The sequence below is a fragment of the Planktothrix sp. PLAVEN19ND genome (assembly GCF_057220675.1).
This window is the reverse complement of record NZ_CM170132.1, coordinates 2,045,165-2,063,997: the sequence shown is the minus strand read 5'-3', so window position 1 is coordinate 2,063,997 and position 18,833 is coordinate 2,045,165. Positions and strand designations below refer to the sequence as shown.

The following is an 18,833-nucleotide window of genomic DNA, read 5'->3' as shown; positions in this document are numbered from 1 at the left end:
TATTTAAAAATAAACCCAAAACAATCAAACAAGTTCCATTTTTATCGAAGGAAAATTCAATTCTTTGATTAAATAACTTGACAAAGATTCAGCTTTTAACTGATAGACTGTTTTCTGAGTCAGATGAGCTAATCTTTTCAATTGATTCCAAACTAAAATGGCACAAGCAATATGATTTCTTTGAATACTAGCTTTACGACACTGGCAAGATTCAATCCCTGTTAACTGCTTAATTTCTCGATGAAATTCCTCTATTTTCCAGCGAATAGCACAGGTTTTTTTCGTATCCAATGTGGATGCTTGAGTTAAGTCATTAGTTGCTACATATTCCGTTCTGTTGGTAGAAACAATAACCCGAAATAGCTTGACTTTATGAGATTTAGGGAAATTTTTGATTTTGATTAACTTCCCTGATTTTTCTTCAGTATTAGACCAGTTTAACTTTTCAATTGATTGGTATTTTTCTTTTCCTCCTGTGTCATCTACTAAACGATTCTTTTTCAATGGGCAATAATAAATTTTTCCTAATTCGTCAATCATTGCCATTAGTTTTTGTGACCCATACCAACTATCCATCAGGACTTTTGCGAAGGGGAGTTGTTTTTCTGTCACCAGATTATTCAACATATCAGCTACATGATCTAGTTTGGTTTTATCATCATACTCTGGCTGATATATGCGATAATCAATTACCCAAAATAAACCTAGTTCTGGATTAACATAAACACAGTTAACCAGCCCAATACCTGACAGTACACGATGTTCTGTTCCGCTATATTGACGACGGACTAATTCAATCTTTTCCCCAAACCTTTTATCCAGCACTGTATCATCAAAAATGATCGCACTATTTTCACTTATTTGGATATCTTTTTTGACATTTTGCCACAAAGATTCCGAGGTAAAATTTTCTTTGGTTAAGTAACGGTTTATGGTATCATGGCTAACGTTTTCTAAGTGGTTGGCTAAGTTATTTAAAGTATAATTGTTTGGACTGCTTAATAGATACTGGCAGTAATCTAATTGGCTAAACGACATATTTTTCACCCCAAGTTAACTTAATCAGTTTAGCATAAATATTGACTGTTAAATATCTGTCAATCAGTATGATTTTTGTGTCTAAATTTTATATTGCTGGCGCAAATACTTGAATAATTGGCAGCGTTCGCTGGCTTACCGCACACCATATATAGTGTGCTTGCGTAAGTCCTGTTCGAGTTAACCTTTGCTACCCACAAACAACCGACCAAAACCCGCCCCGATTACTACCCACTACCCACAAACAACCGACCAAAACCCGCCCCGATTACTACCCACTACCCACAAACAACCGACCAAAACCCGCCCCGATTACTACCCACTACCCACAAACAACCGACCAAAACCTGCCCCGATTACCCATAAATCAACGATTAATTCAGTATTATTGTGGGGTTGGGCGGGTTTATAATAATCAGTTGTTGGAAATGGATATTAGTACGGAACCCGCCCCTACGGGGTTGGGATACATTAGGACTTGTGGGAATTCTTTTCTGTCTCAGAGGAGACAGAATCAGAAATATCTGGGGTTGGGCGAGGGTTTATAATGATCAGTTGTTAGAAACAGATATGAGTAAGGAACCCGCCCCTACGGGGTTGGAAGCAATTAGGACTTGTGGGAATTCTGTTCCGTTTCGGAGGGGACTGAATCAGAAGCCTCTGGAGGACTGGAGAGTCCATCTTTAAAGCCTTTGAGACTTTGGCCTAAACTTTTCCCAATTTCAGGAATTTTTTTAGGGCCAAAAATTAACACCGCCACCACTAAAATAATTGCAATTTCCGGCCAACCTAAACCAAACATAATTTTAAGCTACTTTTCTAAAGGGATGAGTTAATGTTTATCCTAAACTGATATTTTAAAATATAAGTCCGAAACGATTAAAATACTTCCATGATGAACACTTCTCCCCCCTCAATTCGAGAACAACAGCATTCCCTCATCCGCCAACTCGCTACCCAAATTGAGGCCAGTTGGCATCAATATCTGGATTTGCAACCCTACCATTTACCAGAGGATTTAGGATATGTGGAGGGACGCTTAGAAGGGGAAAAGCTGATCATTGAAAATAAATGCTATCAAACCCAACACTTTCGTAAACTCCATTTAGAATTGGCAAAAGTTGGCCAAAACCTGGATATTCTCCATTGCGTGATGTTTCCCAGGGTGGAATATGATATCCCCATGTTTGGGGCGGATTTAGTGGGGGGACGGGGCCAAATTAGTGCCGCCATTGTGGATTTATCCCCAACCCATTTGGATCGGAGTTTACCGTTACCCTATCAACAGCAATTACAACCCCAACCCCAACAAAAGTTTTCCCAACCCCGGGAAATTCCCACTTGGGGAGATATTTTTTCGGAATTTTGTTTATTTATTCGACCAACAACACCGGAAGAAGAAACTCAATTTTTGCAAATTGTGACCCAATATTTGAAAGTTCATTGTGAATATGCGATCGCTCAAAACCCGATTTCCGAGGAACAGAAATTAGAAATTATTGCTGGTCAAGAACGGTATTGTACTCAACAACAACAAAATGATAAAACTCGCCGTGTCCTAGAAAAAGCCTTTGGTGAAGAATGGGCTAATAACTATATGACAACGGTTCTATTTGATCTGGCTAAAAGCTAACTTAAGTGGATTTACCAGATTCTGATTTACTGCTTTTTTTTCGTTGAGTTTTACCTGGAGTTTTACTTTGATTTGTTTCTTCAACGGGAGTGTCATGGGGTGATGATTTAATCCCCGCCGGTCGAGTAGTACGGAAGGTCACATTTACTCCTTCATTCGATTGTTCTAAGACTAGCAGAGGCGTGGGTTTGGCTTTTTGATCCCATTCAATATGAACAATCCGCCCTTGAATCGTGGGTTGCCAATTATCATGTTCATCACTAGGACTTAAATAGGTTTCTAAACAATCAATAATTTCATTAATGGTAGTAGATGTCGATTGGGTGGGTAACTTCATCAGTCGCACTTGAATCCGAAATAATACCCGTTTTTTCGAGTCTCCAGCAATTCCGGTTTCATATTCGACATCAAAGATGGAATCCACTTGACGGGCTGTTCCGGCGGTGCTTTGTTCTCCCACGGCCGTTTGAGTCGGGCGGAGGGCGATGGAAATTTGTTGTTTAACTTTCATCTTAATTTGAACAATAATGGCATAGTGGAAAACATCCTCCGCCATCCGCATTCTCAAGTAATCTAAGTTAAATTCCCGGGAGTGAATTAAGTCGGGATTTTTCTCCATTTTGGCAATCGTTCCCACCGCCAATTTATATTTTTTCTGTAGCTCTTTATTCCTAAATATTTCTGTGTTTACCTGTTTAGTTAAAGCCTTGGTTTTGATTTTGAAAAAAATCATACTTCCTAATAGTAAAACAAACAAAACACCCGTCGCCCCCATCCAGATTATATCCGTACCCAGTTGGGGACTTTTAGCCGGAGGTTTTGGGGGCTTTGCTGCCAGCAAAGGCTGAACTAGAATAATTTGATTAGACATAAGTTATAATCACTAAACTGTAGACTCAACTTTCGTAATTTGGAGTAAAACTGTTTTAACCGATCCAAGATATGTTAAAATGAAAACAGTAGGACAATAGTACATCTGTAGTCTTCTAACGATCTGATTGAATTTATTTTAATTGCTCGTTTTTTCTCCTTCAATGTTATTCATAAATTTCATGGCTTTCAGGTTGATAAATTTCTGGTAAAGCTATTAAAAGAAACTAAAATAAACCCTTGATATTGTCATGATCAAATTATTTAACTCCAAGTTATCAAAGATTCCATTCCATTGCCTAGGATTTAGTAAAAACTCACTAAACAAGAGATGGGATAGTTCCCTTTATACCTTACTAGAACCCTGAAGTTTTTATGTTACACTGCAAGCCAGGTTTATGCTTCTACTCTACTGCTATTCTAGCTAAGAATGTTTCCTATTCCCTTGATTTTAGTATTGCGTTGTGAGTTACGAACCCCTACACCACAAATACCGTCCCCAAACCTTTGCCCATTTGGTTGGACAAGAGGCGATCGCTACCACCCTCACGAATGCGATCGAGTCTCAACGCATCGCCCCGGCTTACCTGTTTACCGGGCCAAGGGGAACGGGCAAAACTTCAAGCGCCAGAATTTTGGCCAAATCTCTGAATTGTTCGGCCAATTCCACTCCCACGGCCACTCCTTGCGGGGTTTGTGATATTTGTAAAGGGATTACCAATGGCTCAACCTTGGATGTGATTGAAATTGACGCGGCTAGTAATACCGGGGTTGATAATATTCGAGAATTAATTGAGCGATCGCAATTTGCCCCGGTTCAATGTCGGTATAAAGTATATGTTATAGATGAATGTTTAACTGGAGATAGTTTAGTTCAGACCCGTCAAGGACTCATCCGAATTGATAATCCCCAATTGAAAGGAAAAGAAGTTTTAAGTTATAACGAAGATAAAGGAATGTGGGAATATAAAAAAGTTCTTCGATGGTTAGATCAAGGAGAACGTTCTACCCTTGTTATTAAAACAAAAAATTACGAAATTAGATGCACAGATAATCATTTATTAAGAACAGAAACAGGATGGATAGAAGCCAAAAACGTCAGAGAAGGAATGAAGATCTTATCCCCTGTGAATGTGGGTGTGGAACCTTCATTTACAAATGGGGGACTGATGGAAAAATCCGAAGATTTTCCAGAGGACATCAATTTTATGGAAATGCCTATGGCAAAAAATCCTATAACTTGGATGTCATCATGGAACAAGCTGAAGTTATTCAACCTTTCTGTGCCTGTGGGTGTGGAGAAAAACTGGATGTGCCCCAATTTCTTCAACAAAAAGGTAGAGGAATTCAAAGTATTCAAACTCACTGGGAAAAACATCCTTACAGAAAAGGACACGGAATTTGGGATAAAAGAACCGAACATTTCTTGGCTAAGTCCACAGTTTTGTCAATCGATCAACTTGGGCTTATCTATGGAACTTTACTCGGAGACGGTTCCATCACCTATCCTAACAAAAATAGCCGATTTCCCCGATTGGCTTGGACACATGGAGACAAGCAAAAAGAATGGATGGAATACAAAGCATCTCAATTGTCAGACTTACGACCTAAATTACGAATTACCCCAAATCAAGGGTATGGAAACCTATCCATCTGTTGTCATACCGCTTGCCATATCCAACTCCAAGAAGTCTTTAACGTTGTTAAACCAAATAACAACAAAAAAATCGTTTCTGTTGACTGGCTTAACCGGATTAATTCAGAAGGACTTGCCTGGTGGTACATGGATGATGGAACACTCATCCTTAGCCCACACGGAAGCCCTAGAATTAACTTTTGTACTGAAGGATACTCCGGCGAAGAAAATCAAATCATTGCCAATTGGCTCACCACAAAAGGATATCCAGCCACAGTACAATCCTATACAAAAGCAAAGTCAGGTAAACTCTACTACCGGATCGCCTTGGGTGCTGAAGTCACCAGAAAATGGCTGTCAGACTTTGAACAGTATTCAATCCCATCAATGGAATACAAGTTTAGAAACAGTCGTATCTGTTCAAGCCGGAGAAATCGCTAAAGTTTATGATATTGAAGTAGAAGATCATCATAATTTTGTCGCTAATGGACTTTTAGTTCATAACTGTCATATGTTAAGTACGGCAGCGTTTAATGCCCTCTTAAAAACCTTAGAAGAACCTCCAGATCGAGTTGTATTTGTATTAGCAACCACTGACCCCCAACGGGTTTTACCTACTATTATTTCTCGATGTCAACGGTTTGATTTTCGACGAATCCCCCTAGATTCAATGATCAAACATTTAAAATATATTGCTCAACAGGAAAATATTAATATTGCTGATGATGCGGTTTTTATGGTGGCTCAAATTGCCCAAGGGGGGTTAAGAGATGCCGAAAGTTTGCTGGATCAACTCAGTTTATTATCCGGTGAAATTACTGTTGAAAAAGTCTGGGATTTAGTGGGGGCAGTTCCTGAACGGGACTTAATCAGTTTATTAGAAGCCATTGATTCCGGGGATACGGCTATTATTTTAGACTGTATTCGTAACCTCTTAAACCGAGGACGGGAACCTTTAATTGTTCTGCAAAATTTAGCCGGATTTTATCGAGATTTATTAATTGCTAAAACCGCATCAACTCGTTCTGATTTAGTCGCTTTAACCCAACCGACTTGGGAACAACTGTGTCAATTTTCCCACCGTTGGGATAGTACAATTATATTAGCAGGTCAGAAACATTTACGCGAAAGTGAAGCTCAAATCAAACATTCAACTCAACCGCGTTTATGGCTAGAAATTATCTTATTAGGGTTACTTCCAGCAGCGTTACAAAAATCTGTTATTACTCAAACGGTTACTGTTACCCAAACTCCTCAAAGAATGGTTCAACCTCAACCCGAAACCATTCCCTTTGTGCAACGTTCAGAACCTTCAAACCCGCCACCAAACCCAGTTAATTCTCCAGTTTCTCAACCTACCTATACCCCAGAACCTCAACCCCAAGTTAAAGCAGAAATTCCCGCAACTCCCGCAGAACCACCTATTGTTACTGATGGTAATTTAGATCAAATTTGGCAAAAGGTATTAGCTTGTATTGAACTCCCAGGAACACAATCTTTCTTTCGACAACACGGGCGTTTAATTCAGTTTAATTCGGAAGTTGCATATATTAAAATGAAATCTGAACCTCTGTTAAAAATGGCACAAACTAAACAAAAATTATCCAGTTTAGAAAAAGCCTTTCAGCAGGTTTTCGGTAATTTCGTTAAAATTAATTTTGATAGTAGAGGCGGAAATTCTGTCAATCAAATTCAAGAAGTTAATCCTCCTTCTCCCTCCTATCCTCCCGTTAATAATCCTACGGTTTCTTCTCCTGAAGTTGTACAACCTCCTGTAATTAATACTCAAGAAGAACAACAAATTTCTGAATCTCCAGATCAGAATATTAATAAACAGAATCAAATCGAAACGATTAATAATTATTCATTTAAACCGATTGAAACAGTAGAAACACTTCCGATAAGTCCTGAACAAGCAGATACTCAGGCGTTAGCGATCGCCTCTCAAAAACTAGTCGATTTCTTTCAAGGAAAAATGATTGAATTAGAAGAAAAACCCACATCTAAAACCGCTACTTTATTAGACAAAAAAGCTGATTCTATTGAAATCAATGAAAATGAGAACTTTATAGAAACCGATGATCTGGATGAAGACAATGATGATGATTTTTGATTTCGGGTCTTTGTAATTTCTTCAAAAATACCGGGTATTTCAGAGTATGAAAAACTGCTATATTGTTAAGGAGAGTGGTGCGTGTGTGGAGCTTACGCACCCGACTTGTTTATCTAGCTAGGGAGGTTTTTTCTAAGGGAAAACCTAACTGTTCTCGCTGTTCTAAATAGCGTTGGGCGACCCGTCTAGCTAAATTCCGAATTCGACCAATATAACGGGTTCTTTCTGTCACAGCAATGACTCCCCTAGCATCCAATAAATTGAAACTATGGGAACATTTGAGAACATAATCTAAACTCGGTAAAACCAATCCTTTTTCGATTAATTGCTCCGCTTCTTGTTCATAAAGTCCAAACAAAGTAAACAAAAATTCCGGGTTGGAGGCTTCAAAATTATAGGTACATTGTTCTATTTCTCCCTGGAGGTGAACATCCCCATAATTAATCCTATCAGTCCAGGAAATTTTAGTCATGGCATCCACATTTTGTAGATACATGGCTAGACGTTCTAAACCATAGGTAATTTCGATAGAGACGGGACGACAATCAATACTTCCGCATTGTTGAAAATAGGTAAATTGGGTAATTTCCATCCCATCTAACCAAACTTCCCAACCCACACCCCAAGCACCCAAAGTAGGAGATTCCCAGTTATCTTCTACAAAGCGAATATCATGATCTTCGGGATTAATTCCTAACAGTCTCAAGGAGTCTAAATAAACCTCTTGGATATTATTAGGAGAGGGTTTAATTAACACTTGATATTGATAATAATGCTGAAAACGGTTGGGGTTTTCTCCATAACGGCCATCGGTGGGACGGCGACAGGGTTCGACATAGGCGACCGACCAGGGTTCCGGGCCAATGGCGCGTAAAAAGGTATGGGGGTTCATGGTTCCCGCCCCTTTTTCGGTATCATAGGATTGGGCAATCAAGCAGCCGCGATCGCTCCAAAATTGATTCAATGTAGCAATAATTGATTGAAAATTCACGGGATGTAATTCTGATCTAATTGTTTTTACGTTAATCAATTTTACCATTAATTTTTGGGCATGGATGAAATGCCTTTAAATAGCATTACTAATCCTCCAATTAAAATTGCGATCGCTATTCCCCCCATCACCGCATCTAATACCCCAGTATTTTCCATTTATTGTTAATTTCCTATCATTATTCTGATTCTATTCTAACACAATTTGTTTTCTCTAATATTTTTACATAAATCTGTAGGGGCGGGTTCTACAAAAATATTAAAATACCATCCTTAATCTAAATAAACCCGCCCTTTTCTTTAATCCTCGAAAAAAGGAGAGAGGGCGGGTTTACAAAGATTAACAGTAGGATGTCAAAAACCCTAGGGAAACCCGCCCCTACAAATTAATGGGATATTAATATAGCGTTAGTTTCAAGTTTGGTTGATAATAAAATAGGTTATTTTTATAAAAATCATGTTAAGACAGTCTAAGGGAAAATTTTTGCTCAAGTCTGAAGCATTACTCGAAGAATTTATCTGGTTACATCTTAAACCTTTGCTTAGTTTAGATCCAGTTAAAAAACAATATTTTATTAATAAACAAAATCGTTCTGATATATTAGGAGTTAACCCAGAAGGTAGACTGGCAATATTAGAGCTTAAAAAAGGAGAAGGAAAAGGGAGTATAGATCAACTATTAAGATATCAAGATTTTTTCAGAAAAGAATCTCATCAAGATCCTAATTTTGAACGAGTAGATTTTAGTAAAAAATTTCTTTTAATTGCGATCGCTTCACATTTCAATAGTTCAACCATTGATTATGCTCAAAAAATGATTCCTGATTGCTTATTATTAACCCATGAAGTCAAACAATACGACAATGGAGAATATTTTTTGCTTTTAAAAAAACTTGACAATAGAATTTTATCAAAAATTCCAATTGAAATCATAGAAGATTCATTATTTGAGTCTTTACCTTCCTTTATTCAGGGATATTTGTTAGACAAACCAGAAATTAGAGAAAGGATTTTATTAATCATTCAAAAAATACTATCTTATAGTCCTGATCTAAGTTTAGAGACTCAATATAATTATTCTTCAAAAGAAATGATTTTTGCAAAATTCAATAAAAAGGGTGAGTTATTAACTGATAAAACTTGCATATCTTTTATGTATGATCCCGCCGAACAAACAGATCCAAAAGATAAATTATCATTATATGTTTATTTACCTACTATCTTTTCAATGGTGACTAAGAATGTTAAAAGAGTAGATAGAATTAGAATATGTACTGATGATTATACCAATGTTGAAAAAATTGAAGATTTTTATACTCGTTGTTATAGAAATGATCCTTGTTACTTAAATTATCCTTTAAGAACAACAGAAATTAATGAAGTTTATAAGAGTTTCCAAGATTATTATATCAATTATCGAAAATATATGAAATCTCGTCAAAAGCTAAGACCAGTTGATGCTTCTGATTTTACTTCAGTAGATAGTATAATCCAGATGGCTTTAGAGGATTGGTCTGTTAGATAATATTTGTGTTATACTCAAAAATATCATATTATTCTAATATTCTCTATCTTGATTTAATCTTTCAGAACAATCCTTATGCCCACCTTAACTGTAACAATAGAACAAATTATTGATCTGATCCAACAATTACCACTAGAACAAAAACGGATAGTGTTGCTAGAACTTGCAAAAGAAGCCGAAACCCAACGCCTAGAAGAAAAATCACGAGAGATTTTAAAATCTCAATACCCTGAAGGTAATTTAGTTGATGAGTTCATTCAAGAACGACGAGAAGAAACAGGTAATGATTGCTAACTGTTCACAGTTGGCTATGATTAATGATAAAATTTATAAACACTAAGAAGTCTGGAAAATATTCTGTACCATTTGTTGATTAGAACGCATTACAGCATTATCTAACGCTGCAACTTCTCCTGAGTCCAAATACCACCCTAACGCCCCTAAATTATCTTGTGCTTGCTCTAGGTTTTTTGCCCCAGGAATTGGAATTGTCCCTTTACAAATACACCAATTTAAAGCAACTTGGGTTAAGGTTTTAGAGCGAAATTCTGCAATTTCTTTCAGACTAGCAAAAATGGGTTGAATTCCCGGTAATAATTTTTTAAATAATCCCCCGCGAATGCCTTTAGGTAAAGGAGTATTTTCCGAGAATTTCCCCGTTAATAATCCTAACCCTAACGGACTATAGGCAATTAATTTAATTCCTAATTCATCACAAACCTCTTTTAACCCTAATTCCGTGACTGGATAGGTCGATAATAAAGAATATTGTACCTGTAAAGTTGAAATCGGAATCCCCCGATCTGCAAATTTTTGATAAACTTTTTTTAAGCGTTTCGGCCCATAATTAGATAAGCCAATTCCTTTAACTAATCCCTGTTCATATAAATCCCCCAAACCCTCTAATAAATTCCCTTCTTGCCAAGGTGCGTAATTAGCTGTAGACCAGTGCATCTGAACTAAATCGACATTTTTTCCTAACCGTTGGGCTGAATTTTCACAGGCATGAATCATCGATTTACGAGTTAATCTCCAAGGATAGGGGGCTAATTTTGTGGCGATACAAATTTGCTCTTGATTAATTCCTTGATATTCTTGAGAAAACTGTCCTAAAAGCGATTCACTGCGTCCATTTAATTTTCCTGTCCCATAGGAATCTCCCGTATCAAATAAGGTGACACCCTGACTAACACACAAATTAAATACTTGTTGTAATTGTGTATCCATACTGGGATCATAACCCCATAGGAGGCGATTTCCCCAGGCCCAAGTTCCGCATCCCATCGCAGGAAGATCTAATTTTTGACGGCTTTCCATTGGTTTTAATTTTTCTAAATAATGTTTATATTAAGAGGAGTTAGGCTATTTCAGTTCAACCAACAGAAAATTTATGACCTCCCTACAACAAGACCTGAACCCCAGATTAACAGAAAGCCCTCAAACCGAAACCGAACAATTTCAATGGACAAAACAGTGGTATCCCGTCGCCGTGGTCGAGTTTCTTGACCCCACCCGTCCCCATGCCATGCAATTGTTAGGTGAAGATATTGTCCTATGGCGGGATGGTTCAGGTCAATGGCGGTGTTTTGCCGATGCTTGTCCCCATCGCCTTGTCCCCTTGTCCGAAGGTCGAGTCGAGTCCGATGGCACACTTTTATGCGCCTATCATGCTTGGCGGTTCAATAGTCAGGGACATTGTGTTAGCATTCCCCAATCTCAAGATGCAGAAACGGAGGCTAAACATTGTTCCAACCCCAAATCCTGCGCCGTTGTTTATCCCACCCAAGAACGTCAGGGTTTATTATGGGTTTGGGGAGAATCTGGTTCCCAAGCGCAACAGGAGAGTCAGTTAAGACCCCCCCGTCTAGTTCCTGAATTAGAGGAAAATTCCGATCAAATTGTCAAGTTACCTTGGGGTTTTCGTGATATTCCCTACGGTTGGGATTTCTTTATGGAGAATGTTTCCGACCCCGCCCATGTTCCCGTTTCCCATCATGGAATTGTTGGGAATCGCTACAAAGATGCCAAATATTATGACATGATTTCCCGGCGAAAAATATCAACTCAAGACGGATTTGCTTTTGAAATTACACCGACGGAACCCAATATTTTAGAGGCGGTTCATGATTTTCAACCTCCCTGTCATCAGAGAATTTCTGTTACCAATATAGATGGAGGAAAAATGATCTTGGCGTTGTATGCAACTCCCACTCGTCCGGGGTGGTGTCGTAACTTTGGCTGTCAGGTTTTAATTAAAGGTAAACAAGGTAAAAAACCTGCCGGGTTAGGATTCTTTGCCTTGTCTATGCCCACTTGGTTAAATCATGTCTTGGCTTCGTCGTTTATGCACCAAGATTTAGTGTTTTTGCACCACCAGGAAAAAACTTTAGCTAAACGCAAAGATAAACGTTGGTTAGAGGAAGTTTTTACACCGAATCCCCAAGATAAAATGGTGATTACGTTCCGTCAATGGTTAGAAAAACGGGCGGGAGGTGGTATTCCTTGGTCAGAAAACTGTAATCCAAATCTTCCCCCCGCAGACTTAAATAAACAACAACTATTTGATGTTTGGACAATGCACACCCAAAACTGTCAAGTGTGTCAAAATGCGCTGAAAAATATTAACCGATTAACGGTTTTTTCTAATATCGCTGCTATCCTTTGTTTTGGGTTAGCAGTTATGGTTGATGCTCGAACGGTTCATCAGTTAATGGCAATGCCTCCTATCGGATTTTGGGTATTATTGGGATGTGCGATCGCTTTTGCTACCTCTGGATATTTCTTGAAAAAATTCAGTCGTTTATTCTATATTTATGAGTTTGAACACGCTCATAATGATTAATTGTATTAGCGGTTGATAGAACCATAAAATTAACCCGTTCAGGCGGGTTTTGTCACATCTTTTTAATGATTGGTCGTCTATATTTACGGATTTTAGATAAGTTCTAAAAGGGTTTACAATTGATTATTTAATTACTTTTAAAGCAAGAAATTTGTATTCCCAAATCCGTATAATTAATCAGATTAATTAATTGAGTTTAGGCTTTTTTTTCTTTACCAATGTCTCCTACAAAGGTTTTGTATTTTTGATCTAATGCCCATAAAGTTTGGAATAATACATTGGCTCCTTGGGTACAATGTTCGGGGGAGGTATATTCAGCTTCGGAATGACTAAAGCCTCCTTTTGAGGGGACAAAAATCATCCCCATATCGGTAATTCTGCCGATTTCTAAGGCATCATGTCCGGCGCGACTAGGAAGATAATAATAATTTAAGTTTAATGGTTTACAGACTGATTCAATTGTGGATTGAATTTCAGAAGCTGCTAAGGTAGGTTTAACACTGAGTAAGGGAGTTATGGAAATTTGGGTATTAGTTGAATTAGCGATCGCTATTATTTTATTTTGCAATTGTGCTAACATTTCTTGTAAACAATTATCAGATAAATCTCGCATATCTATAGAAAGTTCTACCTGCCCGGGGATAATATTAACTGCATTGGGTAATACATTAAGATATCCCACGGTTGCTACGGGTTGAGATGGCATTTTTAACGCTATTTCTCGCACGGATAAAATTAATTTTGCCGCCGCTACTAAGGCATCCTGTCGCATTTCCATCGGCGTTGTTCCGGCGTGGTTAGCTTTTCCCATAATCGTAATTTTTAGGCGTTCCATGCCCACCACCCCCTGCACAATTCCAATAGAAACTCCCTTTGTTTCTAATATGGCCCCCTGTTCAACGTGCAGTTCCACAAACGCCGCCAGATCGGCCCGTGAGCGTGCTGCCGTTGCTAGGTTATCCCAGTTGCCTGCCACTCGTGCTAAACAGCCTTGAATCGACTCTCCTGCCTTCGATTGATAACGATCCGGAGTATCGAGTAACACCGTCCCGGCCATCGCCTGGGCACCGATCATGGTACTTTCTTCGTCGGTAAATACTATCACTTCTAGGGGATGATGGAGTTGTAGATCATGGTCTTTTAAAGTGTGTGCTACTTCTATGCCAGCTAATACCCCCAAGGCTCCATCATAGCGTCCGCCCGTGGGTACGGTGTCGAGATGGGAACCCGTCGCTAAAGCCGGAGCCGTAGGACTTTTACCAGGATAGCAGCCGATGAGATTTCCCGCCGCATCGGTGCTGACGGTCATTCCCGCTTCTAGCATCCACTGTTTCACAGTAGCACGCGCCTGTAGATCTTCCGGGGAAAAAGCGAGGCGACAAATACTTCCCGAAGGCTGTTGACCGATTTGGGCTAAAGTGTTAATTCGGTGATGTAGGCGATCGCTATTAATACGAATTTGGGTAATCTTATCCATGATTTGATACTTCTGAAAACCAATAAATCAAAATTTAATCTTTTTTAACCTCTGTTTTTTATTCTCTCCACAATTCTCTTGATTTCCATGCCATAATACTGTATAAAATGTACTTTACAAGCTAAAAAAATGCTATAAATTGATCGCTGAGTTTAATCAAAATATGACAGATAACACTAAACGTATCTTTATTTGTGGTTCTGCCCTCCAGGGTCAACCGGATCATAAAAATTTAGGGAAAGCAAAATTGATTAAATCTGCTAAAACTTTACCCCTATATCGCTTACACGCGGCGGGCAATGGTTGGCATCCGGCAATTTATGAAATTGGAGAAGACGGAATTTCTATTCCTGGAGAAGTCTATGAAATTTCCCACGCCCAGTATGAACATTTACTAATTAACGAACCTCCAAATATGTATCCAGGGGATATCAAGTTAGAAGATGGGGAAGTCCTAACTGCGATGCTCTATCCCCGGGAATTAGTCGAACACTATCGATGGCCAGATATTTCCGCCTTTGGGGGTTGGGCTGCGTATAAAAAATCAAATCCAATTAATTGATTTATATGACCAAAATATCCCCATCCTTTCTCATTTCTGTCTTGTTGAGCAGTCCCGGGTTGATGATAGGGTCTTCTCTGGTTAAAGCTCAATCGGTTATTCCTGCAAATGATAATACTAGAACATTAGTTACACCCGTAACAGTCCCAGGGAATTCCTCAGTTATTAATATTACCGGGGGAAAAGTTTCTGGGGATGGGGCTAATTTATTCCATAGTTTTCAACAGTTTAATGTTCCCCAGAATCAAATTATTAATTTTATTTCTACCCCCAATATTCAAAATATCTTAGGGCGAATTAATGGGGGAAATCCGTCTTTTATTGATGGATTAATTCAAGTTACGGGCGGCAACTCTAATCTATTTTTAATGAATCCGGCGGGAATAATTTTTGGTTCCCATGCCCGTTTGGATGTTCCCGCTTCGTTTTTGGCAACAACCGCCGATGGCATTGGTTTAAGTTCTGGGAGTTGGTTTCCGGCGGTGGGAGATGCCAATTGGAATCAGCTTGTGGGTCGTCCTAATGCCTTTGTTTTTCACTCATCTGAACCTGGGAGTATCATTAATTTGGGTGAATTAGAAGTCGATGCAGAACAACAATTAACCTTACTAGCCGGAACTATTATTAATCAAGGTTCCCTGCAAGGGGGGACAATTTTAGTGCAAACTGTACCCGGAGAAAACTTAGTTAGAATGAGTCAAGCGGGTTATTTACTCAGTTTAGAAATTAGTCCAACCGTGGAAGAAAAAGAATTAGCGATCGCTCCTTTATCTCTCCCACAATTATTAACCGGAGCAGGAATAAAAGAAGCCACAAATCTGAGTATTAATCAAGCGGGAGAAATTGTTTTAACTCAAGGAAAAACCGTACAATCCGGGGATATTGTATTATCAAATACTGCCACAATTGCCGATAATGCTTTTTTCCATGCGAGTCGGAATCTAACCTTAATTGAAAGTCAACTCTACACCACAGAAAACCTAAACCTATTCGCTAACAATACCGTCATCATTCGGGATGGAAAAATCCCCTTTCAAGCATTTTCTGGGGGAAATCTCACGATTCAAGGAAATCAAAATATTGATATTTTAGCCCTGAATTTTCCTCAAATTCCCCTACAAGCGGGAGGGAATTTAACCTTAATTAGTGATGGGTTAATTTCGGGAGATACCCATTTTGCAGCCAGAGGAAACTTTCAAATCTTGAATTTATCAGGAGGCGGAGGAACCTTTTTCAGTCTCTATGACCCGATTATTTATGCTAATGGGAGTGTGATTTTTGGAGATTATCAAGGGGCTTCCTTAAAAATAGAGGCTCAAGGTTCAATTCTAGGGGGAGATATTAATATTACCCAAGCGGATACAACTTTATTAACTTCAAATGACCCAGAATTGGAAATTTTAAGCAGTAGTCCCAGTTTAATATTGCGTTCAGGACAAACCATAACAAATTCTACTCTCAAGGGAAATACATCACTAGGAAATACCTTTTTTATTAATTCTAATCAAACCCTGGGAAATAATATCTCAGTTGGAAATATTACTACCGCCGGAGGGCCTGTTATTCTAAAATCCCCAGGAGAAATTGTTATTGATTCTATTGATAGTTCTGGAGGAAATATTCAATTAGAGAGTAACGGAAATCTGCTCGTATCAGGAACTTTATTATCTGGGGGTGGTAATATTTTGATCAGCACAGATAATTTATTTCGAGTGCAAGGAACTGTTACTGATTCAACTGGAACAAACGTCAGTATTTCCTCTGCGGGCGAGAGTCAAGATGGCAATATTGTCATTGAACATGGAGGCGGTACGGAGATTCCTTTTATTATTGGAGATGCGAGTCAAAATGGAACAGCAAGGTCAATTACAACAGGTTCAGAAACCCTACAAACGACTTTTGAGGTTCCTGTTCCTCCTGCCCGTTTTACCCAGGGAAATATTACGATTAGTACCAATTATACTGCCCCACCAGAAACCCCAGGGGAACAACCCACAGGGGAAAAGCCTACAGGTGAACAGCCTATAGTTGAACAACCTATAGTTGAACAGCCTATAGTTGAACAACCCATAGTTGAACAACCTATAGTTGAACAGCCTATAGTTGAACAGCCTATAGTTGAACAGCCTATAGTTGAACAACCTATAGTTGAACAGCCTATAGTTGAACAGCCTACATGGGAAATTACCCAAGCCCAGAAGGAACAAGCAAAACAAACGCTTCTGCAACCTCAACTTCGTCAGAGTCTTCAAAATAGAATAACAATTCAAGAACAGCCAGTATTAACGGTTGAACCATCGATTGATGGAACAATTAACGATGAATTATCGGAATCAGGTGGTGGATTAACTGTTCAAATGAATGTCAATAATCAACTTACTATTGAAAATTCATCAATTAGTAATTCCAGTTTGACTACGAATAATCAACTTACTACTGAAAATTCATCAATTGGTAATTCTAGTTTGATCGCAAATTCTATTAAAAATCTTCGGTTGGAGATCAATCAAAGTTTTGCGTCTGATAATATTGAAACTGCGATCTCACAAATTGAAGAATTAGTAAATTTGGAATATCTCAATTATTTAGGAAAACCAGCATCAAATAAGCAATTAACTATAGGGGAAATTCAAAATCAATTAAAATTAATGCAAGCTAAAACGGGCAAAAAAACAGCATTAATTTATGTGTATTCTCGACCCGGAGGATTAGAACTGGTAGCGGTTACGACGGATACAATGGTTCGCAAAACAATTTCAGAGGCAATTCCAGAAAAGTTGTTTGCCAAAATCAAAGAATTTGTGGGAGAAATTACCTCTCCTCGTCAACGCAATACCACTAGCTATTTAGCATCAGCACAACAACTTTATCAATGGATGATTGCACCCGTTGAGGTAACTTTAAAGGTGGAAAAAGTTGATATTATTATGTTGAGTTTAGATTCGGGCTTAAAATCCCTGCCCTTAGCTGCTCTGCATGATGGCAAGCAATTTTTAATTGAAAAATATAGCTTGAGTATGATTCCCAGTTTTAGTTCTTTAGATACTCGCTATCGTTCTATTTCTCAAGCAGATGTTTTAGCTATGGGGGCTTCTATTTTTCGAGAACAAAACTTTTTACCCAGTGTTCCTATTGAAGTCAAAACCATTGCCGAACAACGTACCCAAGGTAAATATTTTTTGAATGAAGAATTTACTTTAGAAAATCTTAAACAACAATATAAAGCCCAACCTTCTCCGATTGTCCATTTAGCCACCCATGCGGATTTTTTACCGGGTAGTCCCCAGAATTCTTTTATTCAATTATGGGATACTAAATTAACTTTAGATCAAATGGAGCAAATGGGATGGAGTCGTCCAACAACAGATTTATTAACCCTTTCTGCTTGTCGAACAGCCATTGGGGATAAGCAAGCGGAATTGGGGTTTGCAGGGTTAGCGATCGCTTCTGGAGCTAAATCAGCTTTAGCAAGTTTATGGTATATTAGTGATGCTGGAACCTTGGGATTAATGACGGAGTTTTACCACCATTTAAGCGAAACCACAACTAAAGCAGAAGCTTTACAAAAAGCACAAGTTAGCTTACTGCGAGGGACGGCAATCTTTAAGTCTGATCATTTATTGCTATCTGAAGAAAACATAGAAATTCCCCTTCCCCCAGAACTCAGAAATTTAGAGAATTTTTCCTTAATTCATCCTTACTATTGGGCGAGTTTTAACTTAATTGGTAGTCCTTGGTAAAAGTTAGGGTTGTGGTCGTGTCTTCCCTCGCTCATGGCTCCAGCTTTTTTGAGAAACTAAAGACAACGCTGAACACATCTGTTATGATTGTTCCTACCACAATCTTTTTGCTCCTAACAACCTAATTCACCCGCTATCTCTACAGTCTTACCCTGAATAGACAGGGCTACTTTGTCCTGGGGAAAATATTTGTTTTACCTACCCCTTATCCTGAAATACCAAGAATTGGGAAGTTAGGTTAAACGGATAGACATTTCCTTGAGTTAAAATCGTTTTTTTAAATCTCAATTTCCCTTAAATCATCCCCAAATTTTATTCCCATGAACGGCTTATTTTATCCTTTTTTCTTTCTACAAATTAGCAATTTATTGTTTTTAAAAGGGCGATCACATATATAAGACTATTCT

Annotated in this window: 13 protein-coding genes; 7 read left to right on the top strand and 6 right to left on the bottom strand. The window is 38.5% G+C overall.

What is annotated here, in order from left to right; genetic code table 11:
- Positions 1–24: 24 nt before the first annotated feature.
- Positions 25–1,038 carry an IS701 family transposase gene (locus tag AC2D3N_RS08705; RefSeq protein WP_484691139.1) on the bottom strand — a complete coding sequence of 338 codons (1,014 nt, stop codon included), beginning with the start codon at positions 1,036–1,038 and terminating at the stop codon, positions 25–27.
- Between the two features lie 607 nt (positions 1,039–1,645).
- Entirely contained in the window at positions 1,646–1,840 is a 195-nt protein-coding gene (locus tag AC2D3N_RS08700; RefSeq protein ID WP_079677476.1) for a Sec-independent protein translocase subunit TatA/TatB, read from the bottom strand.
- A 90-nt stretch (positions 1,841–1,930) separates the two neighbouring features.
- Between AC2D3N_RS08700 and AC2D3N_RS08695 the strand changes: the two genes are divergently transcribed.
- Positions 1,931–2,671, top strand: a complete 741-nt coding sequence (locus AC2D3N_RS08695; protein ID WP_484693376.1) for a phycocyanobilin:ferredoxin oxidoreductase — start codon at positions 1,931–1,933, stop codon at positions 2,669–2,671.
- Between the two features lies 1 nt (position 2,672).
- Here AC2D3N_RS08695 and AC2D3N_RS08690 read toward each other — a convergent pair whose 3' ends face one another.
- The gene (locus tag AC2D3N_RS08690; RefSeq protein ID WP_484693375.1) at positions 2,673–3,542 is read right to left on the bottom strand and encodes a hypothetical protein; all 870 of its coding nucleotides are present in this window, start codon (positions 3,540–3,542) and stop codon (positions 2,673–2,675) included.
- 463 nt (positions 3,543–4,005) lie between these two features.
- Here AC2D3N_RS08690 and dnaX point away from each other — a divergent pair, with 463 nt between their 5' ends.
- Positions 4,006–7,290: a DNA polymerase III subunit gamma/tau gene (gene dnaX / locus AC2D3N_RS08685; RefSeq protein WP_484693374.1), complete on the top strand. Its 3,285-nt coding sequence runs from the start codon at positions 4,006–4,008 to the stop codon at positions 7,288–7,290.
- A gap of 109 nt (positions 7,291–7,399) precedes the next feature.
- Here dnaX and glyQ read toward each other — a convergent pair whose 3' ends face one another.
- A complete protein-coding gene (gene glyQ / locus AC2D3N_RS08680; RefSeq protein WP_484693373.1) occupies positions 7,400–8,281 on the bottom strand; it encodes a glycine--tRNA ligase subunit alpha in 882 nt (293 codons plus the stop codon).
- 456 nt (positions 8,282–8,737) lie between these two features.
- Between glyQ and AC2D3N_RS08675 the strand changes: the two genes are divergently transcribed.
- Together AC2D3N_RS08675 and AC2D3N_RS08670 are read left to right on the top strand one after the other, a co-directional pair.
- Positions 8,738–9,805: a hypothetical protein gene (locus AC2D3N_RS08675; protein WP_484693372.1), complete on the top strand. Its 1,068-nt coding sequence runs from the start codon at positions 8,738–8,740 to the stop codon at positions 9,803–9,805.
- A 75-nt stretch (positions 9,806–9,880) separates the two neighbouring features.
- A complete protein-coding gene (locus AC2D3N_RS08670) occupies positions 9,881–10,099 on the top strand; it encodes a hypothetical protein (protein WP_079677470.1) in 219 nt (72 codons plus the stop codon).
- Between the two features lie 42 nt (positions 10,100–10,141).
- On the opposite strand, the gene AC2D3N_RS08665 is transcribed toward AC2D3N_RS08670, so the two are convergent.
- On the bottom strand, positions 10,142–11,122 hold the full coding sequence (locus AC2D3N_RS08665) for an aldo/keto reductase (protein ID WP_484693371.1): 981 nt from the start codon (positions 11,120–11,122) through the stop codon (positions 10,142–10,144).
- A 73-nt stretch (positions 11,123–11,195) separates the two neighbouring features.
- Between AC2D3N_RS08665 and AC2D3N_RS08660 the strand changes: the two genes are divergently transcribed.
- Positions 11,196–12,647, top strand: a complete 1,452-nt coding sequence (locus tag AC2D3N_RS08660) for an aromatic ring-hydroxylating dioxygenase subunit alpha (RefSeq protein ID WP_484693370.1) — start codon at positions 11,196–11,198, stop codon at positions 12,645–12,647.
- Between the two features lie 196 nt (positions 12,648–12,843).
- Here the strand turns inward: AC2D3N_RS08660 and AC2D3N_RS08655 are convergent, their stop codons facing one another.
- A complete protein-coding gene (locus AC2D3N_RS08655; protein ID WP_484693369.1) occupies positions 12,844–14,124 on the bottom strand; it encodes an allantoate amidohydrolase in 1,281 nt (426 codons plus the stop codon).
- A gap of 163 nt (positions 14,125–14,287) precedes the next feature.
- Here AC2D3N_RS08655 and AC2D3N_RS08650 point away from each other — a divergent pair, with 163 nt between their 5' ends.
- Together AC2D3N_RS08650 and AC2D3N_RS08645 are read left to right on the top strand one after the other, a co-directional pair.
- Complete coding sequence (locus AC2D3N_RS08650) at positions 14,288–14,686, top strand: allophanate hydrolase-related protein (protein ID WP_079677468.1); 399 nt, start codon at positions 14,288–14,290, stop codon at positions 14,684–14,686.
- A gap of 62 nt (positions 14,687–14,748) precedes the next feature.
- Entirely contained in the window at positions 14,749–18,426 is a 3,678-nt protein-coding gene (locus tag AC2D3N_RS08645) for a CHAT domain-containing protein (RefSeq protein ID WP_484693368.1), read from the top strand.
- The last annotated feature ends 407 nt before the right edge of the window (positions 18,427–18,833 follow it).

Excerpts from the sequence above, each read along its gene's own strand:
- AC2D3N_RS08705 (WP_484691139.1), bottom strand. The coding sequence starts at position 1,038 with ATGTCGTTTAGCCAATTAGATTACTGCCAGTATCTATTAAGCAGTCCA.
- AC2D3N_RS08700 (WP_079677476.1), bottom strand. The coding sequence starts at position 1,840 with ATGTTTGGTTTAGGTTGGCCGGAAATTGCAATTATTTTAGTGGTGGCG.
- AC2D3N_RS08695 (WP_484693376.1), top strand. The coding sequence starts at position 1,931 with ATGATGAACACTTCTCCCCCCTCAATTCGAGAACAACAGCATTCCCTC.
- AC2D3N_RS08690 (WP_484693375.1), bottom strand. The coding sequence starts at position 3,542 with ATGTCTAATCAAATTATTCTAGTTCAGCCTTTGCTGGCAGCAAAGCCC.
- AC2D3N_RS08675 (WP_484693372.1), top strand. The coding sequence starts at position 8,738 with ATGTTAAGACAGTCTAAGGGAAAATTTTTGCTCAAGTCTGAAGCATTA.
- AC2D3N_RS08670 (WP_079677470.1), top strand. The coding sequence starts at position 9,881 with ATGCCCACCTTAACTGTAACAATAGAACAAATTATTGATCTGATCCAA.
- AC2D3N_RS08665 (WP_484693371.1), bottom strand. The coding sequence starts at position 11,122 with ATGGAAAGCCGTCAAAAATTAGATCTTCCTGCGATGGGATGCGGAACT.
- AC2D3N_RS08660 (WP_484693370.1), top strand. The coding sequence starts at position 11,196 with ATGACCTCCCTACAACAAGACCTGAACCCCAGATTAACAGAAAGCCCT.
- AC2D3N_RS08655 (WP_484693369.1), bottom strand. The coding sequence starts at position 14,124 with ATGGATAAGATTACCCAAATTCGTATTAATAGCGATCGCCTACATCAC.
- AC2D3N_RS08650 (WP_079677468.1), top strand. The coding sequence starts at position 14,288 with ATGACAGATAACACTAAACGTATCTTTATTTGTGGTTCTGCCCTCCAG.
- AC2D3N_RS08645 (WP_484693368.1), top strand. The coding sequence starts at position 14,749 with ATGATAGGGTCTTCTCTGGTTAAAGCTCAATCGGTTATTCCTGCAAAT.